This is a genomic window from Streptomyces sp. SKN60, from assembly GCF_026236535.1.
Taxonomy (GTDB): domain Bacteria; phylum Actinomycetota; class Actinomycetes; order Streptomycetales; family Streptomycetaceae; genus Streptomyces.
On sequence record NZ_JAHTMW010000029.1, the window covers coordinates 55,630 to 71,585 of the forward strand.

The 15,956-nt window shown below is 72.4% G+C and carries 12 protein-coding genes; 9 read left to right on the forward strand and 3 right to left on the reverse strand.

Annotation, left to right across the window (positions count from 1 at the left end):
• Positions 1-342 precede the first annotated feature (342 nt).
• From KV205_RS32985 to KV205_RS33015, 7 genes are read left to right on the forward strand one after another with little or no spacing between them, the layout of a single operon-like run.
• A complete protein-coding gene (locus KV205_RS32985) occupies positions 343-1,509 on the forward strand; it encodes a pyridoxal phosphate-dependent aminotransferase (RefSeq protein ID WP_265868548.1) in 1,167 nt (388 codons plus the stop codon).
• Entirely contained in the window at positions 1,499-2,056 is a 558-nt protein-coding gene (locus tag KV205_RS32990; protein WP_265868549.1) for a DUF6190 family protein, read from the forward strand. The genes KV205_RS32985 and KV205_RS32990 overlap by 11 nt, the downstream gene beginning before the upstream one ends.
• A gap of 1 nt (position 2,057) precedes the next feature.
• Complete coding sequence (locus tag KV205_RS32995) at positions 2,058-2,855, forward strand: dihydrodipicolinate synthase family protein (protein WP_265868551.1); 798 nt, start codon at positions 2,058-2,060, stop codon at positions 2,853-2,855.
• Complete coding sequence (locus tag KV205_RS33000) at positions 2,852-3,769, forward strand: iron-containing redox enzyme family protein (protein ID WP_265868552.1); 918 nt, start codon at positions 2,852-2,854, stop codon at positions 3,767-3,769. Before KV205_RS32995 ends, KV205_RS33000 begins: the two co-directional genes overlap by 4 nt.
• Entirely contained in the window at positions 3,766-5,103 is a 1,338-nt protein-coding gene (locus KV205_RS33005) for a methyltransferase domain-containing protein (protein WP_265868553.1), read from the forward strand. Before KV205_RS33000 ends, KV205_RS33005 begins: the two co-directional genes overlap by 4 nt.
• Before the next feature lie 44 nt (positions 5,104-5,147).
• Complete coding sequence (locus tag KV205_RS33010; RefSeq protein WP_265868554.1) at positions 5,148-9,014, forward strand: multicopper oxidase domain-containing protein; 3,867 nt, start codon at positions 5,148-5,150, stop codon at positions 9,012-9,014.
• Entirely contained in the window at positions 9,011-9,745 is a 735-nt protein-coding gene (locus KV205_RS33015) for a DsbA family protein (protein WP_265868555.1), read from the forward strand. Before KV205_RS33010 ends, KV205_RS33015 begins: the two co-directional genes overlap by 4 nt.
• Positions 9,746-9,839: 94 nt before the next feature.
• Here KV205_RS33015 and KV205_RS33020 read toward each other — a convergent pair whose 3' ends face one another.
• From KV205_RS33020 to KV205_RS33030, 3 genes are all read right to left on the reverse strand, one after another.
• Complete coding sequence (locus tag KV205_RS33020) at positions 9,840-11,453, reverse strand: M4 family metallopeptidase (protein ID WP_265868556.1); 1,614 nt, start codon at positions 11,451-11,453, stop codon at positions 9,840-9,842.
• A 220-nt stretch (positions 11,454-11,673) separates the two neighbouring features.
• Entirely contained in the window at positions 11,674-12,372 is a 699-nt protein-coding gene (locus KV205_RS33025) for a 4'-phosphopantetheinyl transferase superfamily protein (RefSeq protein WP_265868557.1), read from the reverse strand.
• Between the two features lie 143 nt (positions 12,373-12,515).
• Positions 12,516-13,574: a Ku protein gene (locus KV205_RS33030; protein WP_265868558.1), complete on the reverse strand. Its 1,059-nt coding sequence runs from the start codon at positions 13,572-13,574 to the stop codon at positions 12,516-12,518.
• Between the two features lie 104 nt (positions 13,575-13,678).
• Here KV205_RS33030 and ligD point away from each other — a divergent pair, with 104 nt between their 5' ends.
• A complete protein-coding gene (ligD, locus tag KV205_RS33035; RefSeq protein ID WP_265868559.1) occupies positions 13,679-14,572 on the forward strand; it encodes a non-homologous end-joining DNA ligase in 894 nt (297 codons plus the stop codon).
• 176 nt (positions 14,573-14,748) lie between these two features.
• Positions 14,749-15,840 carry a DNA ligase gene (locus KV205_RS33040; protein WP_265868560.1) on the forward strand — a complete coding sequence of 364 codons (1,092 nt, stop codon included), beginning with the start codon at positions 14,749-14,751 and terminating at the stop codon, positions 15,838-15,840.
• The last annotated feature ends 116 nt before the right edge of the window (positions 15,841-15,956 follow it).

Here is a 15,956-nt window from a genome sequence, read left to right on the forward strand (position 1 = left end):
GCGAGCCGCTTGTACCGCCGCCGCCGACTGTGACAGAGTCCCCAATCGGACCGCAGTCCGTTTACGGGGGTAATCATGGCTGTATCGCGATCCGGCAGGAGCACTACGACCTCCTCCCGCAGACGCATTCACTCCACCGTTCCGTAGGACATCCCCAGGACATCCCTGGGACGTCGCCGCACCCGCATCCCCGTCCGCAGGGACGGTTCCCGCGTGCCCCAAGGCCGCGGCCTGCAACGAGAAATCCTCTTGAGCACGAGCCGGACCGGCCGGCGCCGCCATGCGCCCGCCCGCCCGACCCGCCCGTGCTCCTCATCCGTACGCCGTACGACCGGAGGAACCATGACCGTGCACGCCGACACCTTCCTGGACCTGACCCAGCACGAGATCCAGGCGCTCCGCACCGAGTTCAACCTCGCCGACGCCCACACCCACCAGCGCCAGTCCGCCTCCCAGCACGGGATCGTCGAGCGGCTGCCGCAGCTGTGGTACGAGGCCGAGGAAGGCCTCCAGGCCACCTACGAACAGCGTTTCACCGAGGCCTTCTTCCGCCTCCACCGCCAGCCCACCGCACTGGAGAAGAACAAGACGCTGCTGTCCTACGCGGCGTCCATCTCCACCATGGTCGTGGCGATGTACCTCAAGCGGCAGCGCATGGCCGTGACCCTGGTCGAGCCCTGCTTCGACAACCTGCACGACGTGCTGTCGAACATGGGCGTGCCGCTCTACCCCATCGACGAGTCCGCGCTGCACGACGTCGACCGCATCTACACCGAGCTCAAGCGCCGGGTCCGCACCGACGCGCTCTTCCTCGTCGACCCCAACAACCCCACCGGCTTCAGCCTGATGTCGCACGGCCGCCGGGGCCTGGAGGAGGTCGTCCGGTACTGCAAGGACCACGACAAGCTCCTGGTCATCGACTTCTGCTTCGCGTCCTTCACGCTGTACGACGAGGAGCTCGCCCGCTTCGACGTGTACGAGCTCCTGGAGAACTCCGGCGTCCGCTACCTGGTCATCGAGGACACCGGCAAGACCTGGCCCGTGCAGGACGCCAAGGCCGCGATGCTCACCGCCAGCGACGACATCAAGGAGGACGTGTACAACCTGCACACCAGCGTCCTGCTCAACGTCTCGCCCTTCGTCCTCAACATGCTGGCCGAGTACATAGAGAACTCGGCCAAGGACGGCATGGCCTCGGTCCGCGACCTCCTCGACGTCAACCGGGCCGCGGTCAAGGAGGCCCTGGCCGGCACGATCCTGGAGTACCAGGAGCCGATCGCCAAGACCAGCGTGGCCTGGGCGAAGATCCGGCACCCCGAGCTGACCGCGACCGAGCTGCAGCGCGAACTGCGCGGCGAGGGCGTGTACGTGCTGCCCGGCCGCTTCTTCTTCTGGAACGAGCCCGGCAAGGGCGAGCCCTACATCCGGATGGCCCTGGCCCGCGAGCCGGAGATGTTCGCCGGGGCGATGAAGCGCCTGCGGGAGGTGCTGGACCGCTATGCCGGCTGACACGACCAGCACGACACCCCTCGACGACGCCGAGCCGTTCATCGACGCCGATCTCTTCCTCGGCATGAACAGCGCCGACGACGACGTCCGCATCGCCTGCAAGGCGTTCTTCGTCGAACGGCTCGGCGGGCGGGTGACGATGAGCCTGGAGCAGGTGGGTCGCTGCGACGACGTCATCTGGGGCTACTCGCGCGAACTCCAGGACCTCTACTACCCGTTCATGGACCACCTCCACACGGTCATGGACATCAGCCGGGAGGGGTACGAGCCCGCCGACGCGCAGCTCGCCCTCGCCGAGGACTCCGGCCTGCCCGCACGGCTGCCGTTCACCGACCGGCTGCTGCTCGCCCAGGTGATCCATCGCAAGGGCCTGCTCCACACGGCGGGCCCGCGCCTGGGCGCCTTCGGAGGGCTTCCGGTCCGCACGGTGGCCGCCCGGCCGGCCGGCGCGCCGGAGCCCTCCTTCCCCGAGCCGCTGGAGCGGCTCTACCGCACGTCGCTGGCCCTGCGCCTGCCCCTTCCCCCGTCCCTGCCCGAGGGAGCGTGAGATGTTCCAGGGAGTGATCGCGGCCCTGGTGACGCCGCTCTCGGAGACCGGAGAGGTCTCCGAGAGCGGGGTCGCCCGGCTGCTGGACAGCATCCGTCCGCACGTCGACGCCCTGCTGCCCAACCTCAGCACCGGCGAGGGCCGGTGGCTGACCGACCGCCAGTGGGAGGCCATGCTCACGGCGACCGTGAAGCACGCGGGTGGCCTGCCCGTCCTCGCCGGCGTGCTGCGCCCCACCACGGACCAGGTCCTGGAGCGGGCCCGGGTCGCCGCCGACCTCGGCGCGCACGGGCTCGTCAGCACCACCCCGTACGGCTCCGGCGTCACCCAGGACCAGATCCACCGGCACTTCGCCGAGCTCGACGCCCGCGCCGGGCTCCCGGTCGTCGCGTACCACGGCACCGAAGTCGCCGACAACTGCGCCGACTTCGAGACGCTGCTGCGCATCTGCGAGCTGCCGTCGATCGTGGGCGTCAAGGACTCCTCCGGCAGCTCCGCCTTCACCCGGCGGCTCGTCGAGGCCGCGCCCGGCGCCCGCGTCTACGCCGGTCTCGAACACCTGCTGCTCGAGTCCGGGGCCGTCGACGGGTACGTGGTGGCGCTCGCCAACCTCGAACCGGCGCTGTGCGCCGACCTGTTCGCCGGCCGGCTCGACGACCCGGCCGTGCGGCTGACCGAGGCCGTGGAGCGGTACGGCCTGGAGGAGGACGACTGGTACGTACGGGTCAAGACCGCGCTGTACGAGCGCAGCGTGCTGGAGACGGACCGGACCGTGGACACGGGAGAGGTCGGGGGATGAAGGCAGCCACCACGACGACGACAGACCGTGTGCCCGGCCCCCGCCCCGGCGGGGCCGACACCGACGCCAACGCCGACGCCAACGCCGAATCGGCGCACCGCGAGCTGTTCCGGCTCAACCGCTCCCGTCTCGACTCCCGGCTGCTCGCCCGGGTCGAGGAGATCGAGAAGGGCTGGATCCTGCCGCTGATCGACTCGGTCGAGGCGACCGGCGAGCCGGTGCCCGACCGGGCCGCCTGGCAGCGGCTGCTCGACGGGCTGCTCGCCGAGGAGCGCGAGCCGAGCCCGGCCGGCACGTATCTGGCCGACGAGGCGAGCCGCGAGGAATTCACGCTGGTGGTGCGGGAGTTCGCGCTCGACGGGCTGACCGAGGCGCAGAACTTCTTCCCCGCCGTGCCCCGGCTGCCGATCAAGTCGCAGATGGCGGTGATGCGGGTCCTCATCGACGAGTTCGGCTGCGGAAACCTCCAGCAGGCGCACTCCCAGCTCTATCGGCTGCTCCTGGCCGAGCTGGGTCTGCCGACCGAGCCGGAGCACTTCGTCGACACCACCGCGGACGAGACCTTCCAGTTCCTGAACGTCTTCTACTGGCTCACCCAGCGCGCCCCGCACGTCGAGTACTTCCTGGGCGCGCTCGCCTATCTGGAGGCCTCCATCCCGGACGCCTTCACCTACCAGGCGCGGGCCTGCGAGCGGCTCGGCATCGCGCACGGCCGCTACTACACCGAGCACCTGCACATCGACACCTTCCACATGCAGGAGATGCAGCTGGCCATCAAGGAGTACGAGGCGGCGCACGGCCTCGATCCGGCGCGGCTGTGGACGGGTGCCCGGCTGCTCTCCGGGCTGATCGGCGGCGCCTTCGACGCGGCCGTGGCCCGTGCGCGGGAGCTGGCCGGCGGGGCGGTGGCATGAGCGCGCCCGATGAGAACAGGGCCCCCGAGCCCACCCCCGCACCGCCCCGCGAGCCCGTCCTCGAAGAGCTCCCCGGCGACCGGCTCCGGGTCCGCGTCGCCGGGCAGGAGTTCGTCGTCGGCGCCTCCTGCCCGCACCGCAAGGGCCGGCTCGTGCACGGTTACGTCAACCCGCGGACGCTGCGGATCAGCTGCCCGCTGCACCACAGCGCCTTCGACCTGGCCACCGGCTGCCCGGCCGGCGGCCCGACCGAGGATCCGCTGCCGGTGTACCGGGCGGGCGTCTGGCCCGGCTACTACCGGGCCGAGGAGGTCTGGCTGCCCGCCTCGGAGCAACTGCTCGACTGGGGCGAGGAGTTCCACGAGCTGATGCTCGGCGACGACCTGCGCATGGCGGCCTTCAAGTCCGCCGTGACCGAGGCCGTACGCCCCGGGGACACCGTCCTCGACCTGGGCACCGGCACCGGCATCCTGGCCCTGTGGGCCTTGGAGGCCGGGGCCGCCAAGGTCTACGGCATCGACCTCAACGAGAAGGTCCTCGACGCGGCGGTCGAGCGGCTCGACGCGGCCGGCTTCGCCGACCGGTTCGAGCCACTCCTCGGCCTCTCCTTCGACCTGGAGCTGCCCGAGCGGGTCGACATCGTCGTCTCCGAGATCATGGGGAACCTCGCCGACAACGAGAACTTCTCCGCCATCCTCGACGACGCCCGCGAACGGTTCCTGCGCCCCGGCGGCCTCATGCTGCCGCGGGTCGTCGACAGCTTCCTGGTGCCGGTGGCCGCCGAGGAGGCGCACGCGCAGCTGACCGGCGAGGGGCCGCGGGACGCGGGCGGGCCGGAGGCGTTCGCCGCCCTGCTCGCGGCGCGCGGCGCGAAGGACCCGTGCGCGCTGTACTACGACGTGATCCTGCCGGTCGCCGGGCATCTCGCCTCGCCCCGGCTGGTCCGCCGCTACGAGCCCGAGCGGCCGGAGGCCGCCCCGACCTCGTACGACGTGCCGCTGGTCTACACGGTGCAGCGGGACGGCGTGCTCACCGGCTTCAAGGGGTACTTCGCCGCCCGGCTCTCCGAGACCGTCTCGCTGGACATCTCCGGCGACGACATCGCGGGCCGCACCACCTCCGACAGCTGGAAGCACTGCTACCTGCCGATCGAGCGGCCGGTACGGGTGCGGCGCGGCGACCGGATCGCGATGACCCTGGCCCGGGCGGCGGGCCGCGACGGCAGCCCCTTCGGCCAGACGTACACGTGGAAGGGGCGGGTCCTCTCCGGCACCCGGGTGGTGGCCGAATTCGATCACAGCACCGGGACCGTCGAAACCGCCCCGTCCGACTAGTCGTCCAGCACAACAACCAATCACCACGGGGGAGTTCACCAAGGATGACGATCAGCACAGGAAGCACCTCTCAGGGCGCGACGGAGCGGCACCCGGACGGGCGGCCGGTCCGTACGTACGACGTCGTGGCCCTCAACGTCCCGATCGCGTACAACGCCTTCGGCGACCACGACCGCAACGGCGCGCTCTACACGCTCGCCTCGGACGCGCCGGAGCTGCGGGAGCTCGCGGCCTCCTGGCCGCAGCCGTTCCCCAGCTATCTGGAGCACCCCGAGCTGGTGCCCGGTCCGCACCCGCTCGCCCGCCCGCTGGTCCTGCGGGTCCGGCGCGGCGAGCGGCTGCGGGTGCGGCTGACCAACGAGCTCTCGCGGCGGGTCGGCATCACCCTGCAGGGCGTGCGGTACGACGTGCGCACGACGGACGGCCTGGCGGCGGGCGCGAACCCGGACACGAGCGTGGCGCCGGGCGACACCCGGGTGTACGAGTGGCTGTGCGAGCACGAGGGCGTGTTCCACTTCGGCGACATGTCCGACGCGCGGGGCGAGGGCTCGCAGAGCCACGGCATGGTCGGCGCGGTGGTGGTCGAGGCGCCGGAGGCGACCTGGACCGACCCGGAGACGGGCGGGCCGCTGGCCACCGGCCTGTACGCGGACGTGCACCTCCCGGACCGCAGCTTCCGCGAGTTCGTGGTCTTCATGATGGAGTACCCGAGCAACGACAACCCGGTGACGCCGCCGCCGATGCCGGGGCACGGAGGCGGGCACGGCGGGCACGACGGCGGGAGCGGCGAGGGCGGGCACGAGGGGCACGCACTGGCCGCCGAGGTCGGCGCCGGCGCCGACGCCTCCGCTCCGGGCTTCGAGAACGGCATCTACCGCCCCTCCGCCACCGGCGCCCCGGCGCTCCGCCCCGGCACCTCCGACACCATCGACGACCTCACCCCGCTCAACAACGCGATGCTGCCGGTCAACCACCGCATCGAGCCGATGGAGTGGCGGATGTACCGCTACCACCGGCTCCTGGAGCAGGGGAAGATCGACCCGGTCCGCGACGCCATGATCGGCGAGGAGATGCACCACAGCTCCTGGCTGTTCGGCGACCCGGCGACGCCCGTACTGCGCGGCTACTCCGGCGACCCGACCGTGATCCGCCTGGTCCACGGCGGCATGCGCGACACCCATGTCTTCCACACCCACCTGCACCAGTGGCGGGTGCGCGCGGAGGACGAGAACGCGCCGATCGTCGACTCGGTCAGCATCGGCCCGCAGGAGGCCATGACCCTCGAACTCATCGGCGGTCTCGGGTCGAAGCAGGGCGCGGTCGGCGACTCGATCTGGCACTGCCACATGTACGTCCACTTCCACATGGGCATGTGGGGCCTGTTCCGGATCTTCGACACCCTCCAGGACGGCACCGGTCACTACCCCGACGGGCGGCCCGTGCAGGCGCTCGTACCGCTCCCCCATCGTGCGGCGCCGCCGGAGCCGACGCCCGAGCGGCCCGGCTTCCCCGGCTTCATCACCCAGTCGGCGACCTTCCCGCAGAAGAACCCGCGGCCGCCGCGGACCCCGCTGCAGCCGCCGGGCATGGGCCGGGAGCCCACTCCTCTGGAGCTCGCCGCGTTCGTGGACGACCCGCAGCCCGGCGAGGCGTTCACGAAGATCGGGCCGGGGGACGCGCCCGTACGCCGCTTCCACCTGGTCGTCACCAACGGCACGCTCTACTACCACGGGGACCCGACCGACGAGCACGCCACGACCTGGCACGACCACAACGCCCACTTCTACGTCCTTGCCGAGGAGATCGAGGAGGCCGGCGGCCTGGAGGAGTTCAAGCGGCAACTGGCGGCGGGCGAGCGCACGTTGGAGCCGCTGGTCATCCGGGCCAACAAGGGCGAGGTCCTGGAACTCACCCTCACCAACGCCCTGCCGCCCGGCCCGCAGAAGGAGTCGGCGTTCGACGCGCCGCTGCCCTTCCAGCCCGAACTCGGCCTGCACACCCACCTGGTGAAGTACGACCCGCTGGTCTCCGACGGCTCGGCGGTGGGCTGGAACTACCTGTCCGCGACCACGACCGCCGACCAGGGCGAGGAGGCGTTCGGGCAGTACAACTCGTGGACGTACCGCTGGTACGTGGACGAGGAGTTCGGCACCGTCCTCTTCCACGACCATCTGCTCGCCAACTACCGCCAGCGGCACGGTCTGTTCGGCGCGCTGATGGCCGAGCCGGAGGGCGCGACCTGGGTGTCGCCGGAGGATCACGGCAAGGAGCTGCGGCGCGGTACGCAGGCGGTCGTCAAGCTCGCCGACGGCACGTCGCACCGCGAACTGGTCCTGGCCATCGGCGACTTCGTGCCGATGGTGCGGCACGGGCACGGCGACCACGGCGGGCCGATCAATCCGCCGCCGGCCCCCGGCGCGCCCGACGACCAGGGCGTGATGGGCGTCAACTACCGCAGCGAGCCGCTGTCCGAGCGGGGCGGGGACCCGGCGCACTGGTTCTCCAGCGCCGAACACGGCGACCCGGGCACGCCGCTGCTTCGCGGCTACCCCGGCGAGGACCTGCGCGTGCACGTCGTGCAGGGCTCGCACGACCTCCAGCACAGTTTCACGATCTCCGGGGCACGCTGGCGGGAGTGGGCGGGCCGGGAGGACACCGCCTGGCGCAACCAGCAGACCTTCGGCATCTCGAACGTCGCCCAGATGCGGCTCGCCCCGACGCTGAGCGCCGGCGACCACCTGTGGTCGTTCAGCGCGGGCAACGACCTGTGGCTGGGCTGCTGGGGTCTGCTGCGGCTGCACGAGCGCCCGCAGGCGGACCTGCCGCCGCTGCTGAGCCCGGGGCACCCGGCGCCGGTGCCGGCACCGGTGCCGCTTCCGCCGCGCCGCCGGGTGCGACGGCACACCGTACGGGCCCGTTCCCAGGTCATCGAGTACAGCCCGCTGCGCACCGACCCGTACGGGCTCGTGTTCAGCGCCGAGGGGGACGGCGGCCCGGAGGAGGGCCCGCTGGTGCTGCGCTGCCGGGCCGGCGAGTGGGTGGAGGTCACCCTGGTGAACGAACTGGACGGGCCGCCGCCCGCCAGCCCGCTGGACCCGCGGCTGATGAACGAGGCCGACCCGGGAGCCCGTACGGTCTCCGGCCGGGTCTCGCTGCACCCCACCCTGCTCGACTTCGACGTGCGGACGGACGACGGCGCGCACGTCGGCCGCAACTCCGACTCGACGGTGAAGCCGGGATCCTCGCGGACCTACCGCTGGTTCGCCGGCGAGCCGGGCGTGGTGCTGCTGCGCTCGCACGCGGACGTGATCTCGCATCCGCGGCGCGGCCTGGTGGGCGTGCTCGTCGTGGAGGAGGCCGACGCCACGCCGTACGACCCGGACACCGGCCGGGAGCGGTGGACCGGCGAGCGGGCCGTGGTCCGCCGGCCGCACGCCGAACCCGTACGGGAACTGGTCCTGGTCACGCAGGACGGGCTGCGGCTCTACCACGACGGCGACCTCACCCAGCCGGTCACGGACCTGTTCTCGGACAGCCCGGACGACGCCGGCCAGAAGGCGTACAACTACCGCACCGCGGCCCTGCACCCGCTCGACCCGGTGCTGTCCGACCCGGAGCCGCCGACCCCACTGCTGACCGTTCGCCCCGGCGACCAGGTGGCCGTCCACCTGGCGATCGGCTCGCACCGGATGCGCAACCAGGGCTTCACGGTGCACGGGCAGGTGTGGGACGCCTCGGAGACCGGCCTCGGCTGGTACGTGTCGACGATCGGCGCGCTGGCCTCCGGAAGCACCCGGACGGTGCGCTTCCGGGCGCAGCATCCGGGCGACCATCTGTACCGCACCAGCAACATGCACTGGGGTGTCAGCGAGGGCTGGTGGGGACTGATCCGCGTAGAGGAGGGCCCATGACATCCACGCCCGACGTCGTACCCGAAACGACGACCACCGACCCGCGGCTGCCCGCCGCGCCCGACACCATCGCCGTCTACACCGACCTCAACTGCTCCTTCGCCCATGTCGCCGTGCACCGGCTGCACGAGACGCGGCGGCGGCTCGGCCTGGAGGGCAGGGTCTGGTTCGACTTCCGGGCCTTCCCGCTGGAGCTGTTCAACCGCGAGGTCAACGCCCGCCCGGGCGTCGACTCGGAGATCTCCGTCCTCGGCTCCCTGGAGCCCGAGGCCGGCTGGCAGCTCTGGCAGGGCCCGGACTGGACCTACCCGGTGACCACCCTGCCCGCCCTGGAGGCCGTCCACGCGGCCAAGTCCCAGAGCTGGCACGCCAGCGAACAGCTCGACCGCGCCCTGCGCCGCGCCTTCTGGGCGCAGGGCCGCTGCATCTCGCAGCGCCATGTGATCCTGGAGGTCGCGGAGGAGACCGGCGCGGTGGACGTCCCCCTCCTCGCCGCCGCCCTCGACAGCGGCACGGCCCGCCCGGCGATCATGGCCCAGTACGACTCGGCCCGCGACGGCCGCGTCAACTGCAGCCCGCACGTCTTCCTCCACGACGGCACGGACGCGGCCAACCCGGGCATCCGGGCCCGCTGGATCAACGGCGGCTTCGGCTCGGGCTACCCGTACATCGACGAGGACCGCCCGGAGATCTACGAGAAGCTGCTGCGCCAGGCGGCGGAGTTGCTGTAGACGGGGCGGGGGAACGATCGCGGGGAACGATCGCGGGGCCGTACGGCAGGACTGCCCATCCTGCCGTACGGCCCCGTTTCATGGGCGATCGGTGTTACTTGACGTTGACCGCGTTCCAGGCGGAGGCGACCGCGGTGTACTCCGCGCTGCCGGCGCCGTAGAGGTCCGTGGCGGCGGACAGGGTGGCGGCGCGGGCGCCGGCGTAGTCCGTGGAGGAGGTCATGTAGGTGGTCAGGGCCTTGTACCAGATCTTGTAGGCCTTCTGGCGGCCGATGCCCGTGACGGTGGAGCCGTCGTAGGTCGGGGAGTTGTAGCTGACGCCGTTGAGGGTCTTGGCACCGCTGCCCTCGGACAGCAGGTAGAAGAAGTGGTTGGCCGGGCCCGAGGAGTAGTGGACGTCGAGACGGCCGACGCCGCTGGACCAGTAGTCGGCGGAGTTGCCGTCCTTGCTGGGCTTGTCCATGTAGCGCAGCGGGGTGCCGTTGCCGCGGATGTCGATCTTCTCGCCGATGAGGTAGTCACCGGTGTCCGAGGCGTTGTTGGCGTAGAACTCGACCGAGGTGCCGAAGATGTCGGACGTGGCCTCGTTCAGGCCGCCGGACTCGCGGCGGTAGTTGAGACCGGCCGTGGAGGCGGTCAGGCCGTGGGACATCTCGTGGCCGGCGACGTCGAGCGAGGTCAGCGGCTTGGTGTTGTTGGTGCCGTCGCCGTAGGTCATGCAGAAGCACTGGTCGGACCAGAAGGCGTTGACGTACGCGTTGCCGTAGTGGACACGGCTGTAGGCGGCGACGCCGTCGCCACGGATGCCGTTGCGGCCGAGCTCGTTCTTGTAGAAGTCCCAGGTGACGGCCGCGCCGTAGTGGGCGTCGGCGGCCGCGGTCTCCGGGTTGCTGGCGCTGCCGTTGCCCCAGGTGTCGGTGCTGTTGGTGAACAGCGTGCCGGTGCCGGACGTGCCGCCGTTGAGGTTGTACGTCTTGTGGCCGCCGCGGGTGGCGTCGGTCAGGGTGTAGCCGGCGGAGGTGCCGAGGGTGACCTGGCCGCTGTACTGGGTGTTGCCGACGCCGGTCTCGATGGCCTCGTAGGAGTAGAGCTCCTTGCCGGAGGTGGCGTCCGTGATGACGTGGCGCTCGCTCGGGGTGCCATCGGCTTGCGTGCCGTGGACCACGGTCTCCCACGCGAGGGCGGGCTTGCCGTCGGCCGCCCAGATCACCTTGCGGGCGTCGGCGGCGGCAGCGGCGGCCGGGGCGACGGCAGCCTTCGTGGTGGCCACGGATATGCGGGCGTTGGTGCCCTTGGTGGTGGAACGGGCGCCGTTCTTCTTCTGGTGCACGACCAGGTCGCCGCCGAGCACCGGCAGGCCCTGGTAGGTGCGCTCGAAGCGGGTGTGGACGGTGCCGTCCGCGTCCTTGACGACGTCGCGGGCGACCAGCTTCTCCTGGTCGGACAGGCCGATCGCCTTCGCGGTGGCGGCGGCTCCGCCCTGGGCCTCCTGGATGGCGGCGGCGCGCTGCGCACCGCTGAGCACGAGCGCGGTCGCGCCGGCCTCGCGCTGGGCGTCGGCGCTGGCGGATCCGGTCTGGACTCCGACGACGACCATGGCGGCGGATGCGATGAGGGCGGCGGCTCGGGCGGTGGTACGAGAGGTACGGCGCGAGGACTGCTGGCGGGTCACGCGGGCTCCTTCGCTGATGAAGCGTGGGGGTTTCATGTGGGGGGTGGTGCGGGTGCGAGCGTGCCAGCGAGCAGGCCTGATTGACAGGTATGCAACAAGGATTTGACCAACCGTTGTCCGAAGGGCGGCCAACTCCGTCCGCTATACGGCGAGCTGACCGCTCCAAGGGTCAATGAGGGTGGAGATAGGGGTGGCCGAGGGGCGCCGGAGGGAGTCTGAGCGGCGTCGGAGGGACGTCGGAGGGGCGGCCGGGAGGTTACGGAACGATGAGCTCCGCCGTCGCCGACAGACGGTGCACCGACGGAGGTTCGGCGAGCGCGGCAGAGGCGCGCAGCGCCAGGGCGGCGTCGTGGGACGGGCCGCAGGGCAGGTCGTACAGGCTCCAGCCGGCCGGCGCGGTCGCCGCCGTGCTCAGGTCGTCCAGGTGCGCTGCCCGGCCGAGGCCGGTGCCGAGCCCCTTCAGATACGCCTCCTTGCGCGCCCAGATCCGCCCGAAGGCGGCGGCATCGCCGTCCGGTCCGACCTCGGCCCGCTCGGCCGGGTGCAGAACGGCGACCAGTTCCCGTACGGCCGCGGGCTCGGGGCGCCGTTCGACGTCCGCGCCGACCGGGACCGGCGCGGTGGCGATCAGCACGCGGCCGCGCGTGTGCGAGAGGGAGAAGTGCAGCGGGGGCCCGGGCAGCGCGAGGGCGGGCCGGCCGTGGGGGGCGTCGCAGCACGGGCAGGGTTCGCGCGTGAACTCCAGGTCCGCCGGCCGCTCGCCGAGCAGACCGGCGAGTACGGTGCGCAGCGCGACGTGCGCGGCGACGTAGAGGACGCGGTCGGCGGGCCGCCGGAATGCCGCCGCCCGCCGGCGCTCCCGCTCGTCGAGGACGCCCTGGTCGAGGAAGGGCGGGGCGAGGGACGGCGCTTCTGCGGTTTCGTTCAGTTCCAGCAGCCAGGCATCGGCGCGCATTGGTCGGTGGCCCCCCGTCGTTCCGGTCCGGCCCCGACCGTACACGTATGTGACGGTCGAACGGTCGAACTCGTCTTCCGGGGGCGGGTTCAGGCCGTGCGTGCCGTGCGGACGGGTCGGGGCCCGCGGGCCGGGCGGACGGGTCAGGCCGTGCGCTTGTGCGGCGTCGCCTTCTTCGCGGTCGACTTCTTCGCCGTCGCCTTCTTGGTGGGCGTGGGCTGCTTCTTCGCCGTTGTCTTCTTGGCGGGCGTCGGCTGCTTCGTGGCCGGCTGCTTCTTCTCCGCGGTCGACTTCCGGGCCGGTGCCGCCGCCGTCTTCTTCGCCGCGGTCTTCGCCGTCGACTTCTTCGCGCCCGTCTCCTTCGGCGTCGCCGCCGCCGTCCGCTTCCGCGGGCGCAGCTCCGTGACCGGCGCCGCCTCGCCCCGGGCCTCCTTCGCCGCCCGGACGCTGCTCTCCAGGGCCGCCATCAGGTCGATGACCTGGCCGCCGCCGCCCGTCTCGGGCTCCGGCGGGGCGACGCCCGCGCCGCCCTCCGCCTTCGCGGCGATCATCTCCTCGACGGCCTCGCGGTAGTCGTCGTGCAGGGACGAGATGTCGACCTCGCCGAGGGTGGCCATCAGGGCGTCGGCCAGGTCGAGTTCGGCCTCCCGCACCGTCACCGGGGTCTCCGGCGCCACGCCCTCCGGGGCGCGGATCTCGTCCGGCCAGAGCAGCCCGTGCATGGCGATCACGTCGTCCACGACCCGCAGCATGCCGAGCCGCTCGCGCCCGCGCAGGGCGTACTTCGCGACCGCCACCTTGTCGCTGCGCTTCAGCGCCTCACGCAGCAGGGTGTACGGCTTGGCGGCCGGCACTCCGTTGGCGGAGAGGTAGTACGCGGCGTCCATCTGGAGCGGGTCGATCTCACCGGCCGGGACGAAGGCCACGATCTCGATCGTCTTCGCCGTCGGCAGCGGCAGCGCGGCCAGGTCCTCGTCGGTGATCGGGATCATGGTGCCGTCGGCGTCCTCGTACGCCTTGCCGATCTCCGCCTGGGTGACCTCGGCGCCGTCCAGCTCGCACACCTTCTTGTAGCGGATGCGGCCGCCGTCCTCGGTGTGCACCTGGCGGAAGGAGACGGACCGGCTCTCGGTGGCGTTGACCAGCTTGATCGGGATGCTGACCAGGCCGAAGGATATGGCTCCGTTCCAGATGGATCGCACGCGTCATCCCCTTCGCTGTGGAACTTCGTCCTGGCATGTCGTCCTGGCATGCCGCCCTGGCATTTCGTCCTGATACGTACCGGTATCCGTGGGATTCTCATCGTATGACGCCCATCACAGAGGTGGAGGGGCGCCGGCTGGCGCTCAGCAACCTGGACAAGGTCCTCCACCCCGCCACCGGCACCACCAAGGGCGAGCTGCTGCACTACTACGCCACCGTCGGGCCCGCGATCCTGCCCCATCTGCGGGACCGGCCGGTCTCCTTCCTGCGCTACCCGGACGGCCCGGACGGGCAGCTCTTCTTCACCAAGAACCCGCCGCCCGGCACGCCCGCCTGGGTGAAGACCACGCCGGTGCCGCGTTCCGACGCCCCGCGCGCCCGCCAGGTCATGGTCCAGGACCTGGCCTCGCTGATGTGGGCGGCGAACCTGGTCGTCGAGTTCCACACTCCGCAGTGGCGGGCCGGCGCGCCGGCCGTGGCCGACCGGCTGGTCCTCGACCTCGACCCGGGGCCGCCCGCGACCGTCGTCGAGTGCTGCCGGGTCGCCCTCCACCTGCGGGAACGGCTCGCGGCGGACGGCCTCACGGCGTACGCGAAGACCTCCGGCTCCAAGGGGCTCCACCTGCTGGTCCCGGTCACGCCGACGCCGTCGGACGCGGTCTCCGCGTACGCGCGCCGGCTCGCCGTCGCCGCCGAGGCGGAGCTGCCGCGGCTTGTGGTGCACCGGATGGCGAAGGCCCTGCGGCCCGGGAAGGTCTTCGTCGACCACAGCCAGAACGCCGCCGCGAAGACCACCGCGACCCCCTACACCCTGCGGGCCCGCCCGCAGCCGTCCGTCTCCGCCCCCGTGACCTGGGACGAGGTCGCCGACACCGCCGAGAGCGGTGCGCCGGAGCGGCTGGTCCTGCTGCTGGACGCGATCGGGCCGCGCCTGGAGACGTACGGCGAGCTGCTCGCCCCGCTCTTCGACCCGTCGGCCGCGGGGCCGGTGCCGTGAGCGGCGGGGCGGGGTGGGGTTGGGGTGCGGGCCCTCATCCGTATCCGGAACGTGATCCGGGCCGGGCCACCGGCTCCGGCCCGGCGGCCGCTGGCTCCACCACGGACCCCGACCCCGACCCTGGCCCCGGCCCCGGCCCCGGCCCTGACGTCGTCCTCCGGCCGCCCGTCGATGTCATGCGGCCGCGCGCCGCCGACGTGCTGCCCCGGCAGGGCGAGGTTCCGGGCGGGTACCAGTACTCCCTCAAGCTGGACGGTTTCCGGGCCCTCGCGTTCGTGCTCGACGGCGGGCAGGTGTTCCTGCAGTCCCGGGCCCGGCGCGACCTGGCGCCGGAGTTCCCCGGGATCGCCGCCTATCTGGGCGAGCGGCTGCCGCCCGGGATCGTCCTGGACGGCGAGCTGTGCGCGTACCGCGACGGGCGGCTGAGCTTCACCGACCTGCTGCGCTCGCACCGGGACCGCGAGCGGGCCGGCGTCCCCGTCTCGTACATCGCCTTCGACCTGCTCGCCCTCCCCGGCCACGACCTGCGCGCCCGGCCGCTGCGCGAACGCTGGGAACTGCTCGGCGCCGCGCTCGCCGACACCGGGCCGCCGCTCCAGCGGGTGCTCGCCACCGAGGACGAGGCGACCGCCCGCGACTGGTTCGACGCGCTGCGCGCGGCCGGGGTCGAGGGGGTGGTGGCGAAGGCCTGGAACTCGGCGTACCGGCCGGGCGGCACCTGGGCCTGGCGCAAGGTCCGGCACTCGGACACCGTCGACGCCCGGCTCGTCGGGCTCTTCGGGCCGCCCGGCCGGCCGCACGCGCTGCTGGTCCGGCTGCCCGACGGGCGCGAGCTGCGGACGGCGCCGCGCCTCACCGGGCAGCAGGCGCACGAGGTCGCCGGGCCGGCGGCGGAAGCCGGGGTCGCCGCCGAGCCGGTTGAGCATCCCGAGCACGGGCCGGTACGGCCCCTGATCGCGCCCGTGACGGTCGAACTGCGCGTCATCGCCGGCCGCCAGGACACCGCCCGCTTCATCCGCGTACGGGAGACGGAACCCTGGCCCGACCCCGACCCCCTGGACCCGGACGCCGGCTCCGACTCGGGTCCCCCGGATCCCAACCCGGACCCGCCCCGCGACCCCGCCGCGGATCCCGATCCCGAAGCCGCCCCCGGCCTCGACCCGGACCAGCACCCGGATCCCGACCCCAACCCAAACACAGCCCCGGACACCGACCCTGACCCGGGCCGCCGGAAGGCCGGCCCCGACCCCGCCCCCCACACCCCCTGACCCGACCACCCCTCCCCGGCCACCGAAACCGCGCCCCCTGGCCGGAACCCGGCGGCCGCTCTGCTCCGTTCCGTTCAGGACAAAGTCCCCGGACGGGGGTCGCGGGGCACCCGGGG

Coding starts and splice junctions, on each gene's coding strand:
- KV205_RS32990 (WP_265868549.1), top strand. CDS start 1,499: ATGCCGGCTGACACGACCAGCACGACACCCCTCGACGACGCCGAGCCG.
- KV205_RS33000 (WP_265868552.1), top strand. CDS start 2,852: ATGAAGGCAGCCACCACGACGACGACAGACCGTGTGCCCGGCCCCCGC.
- KV205_RS33010 (WP_265868554.1), top strand. CDS start 5,148: ATGACGATCAGCACAGGAAGCACCTCTCAGGGCGCGACGGAGCGGCAC.
- KV205_RS33025 (WP_265868557.1), bottom strand. CDS start 12,372: ATGCGCGCCGATGCCTGGCTGCTGGAACTGAACGAAACCGCAGAAGCG.
- KV205_RS33005 (WP_265868553.1), top strand. CDS start 3,766: ATGAGCGCGCCCGATGAGAACAGGGCCCCCGAGCCCACCCCCGCACCG.
- KV205_RS32985 (WP_265868548.1), top strand. CDS start 343: ATGACCGTGCACGCCGACACCTTCCTGGACCTGACCCAGCACGAGATC.
- ligD (WP_265868559.1), top strand. CDS start 13,679: ATGACGCCCATCACAGAGGTGGAGGGGCGCCGGCTGGCGCTCAGCAAC.
- KV205_RS33020 (WP_265868556.1), bottom strand. CDS start 11,453: ATGAAACCCCCACGCTTCATCAGCGAAGGAGCCCGCGTGACCCGCCAG.
- KV205_RS33040 (WP_265868560.1), top strand. CDS start 14,749: ATGCGGCCGCGCGCCGCCGACGTGCTGCCCCGGCAGGGCGAGGTTCCG.
- KV205_RS33015 (WP_265868555.1), top strand. CDS start 9,011: ATGACATCCACGCCCGACGTCGTACCCGAAACGACGACCACCGACCCG.
- KV205_RS32995 (WP_265868551.1), top strand. CDS start 2,058: ATGTTCCAGGGAGTGATCGCGGCCCTGGTGACGCCGCTCTCGGAGACC.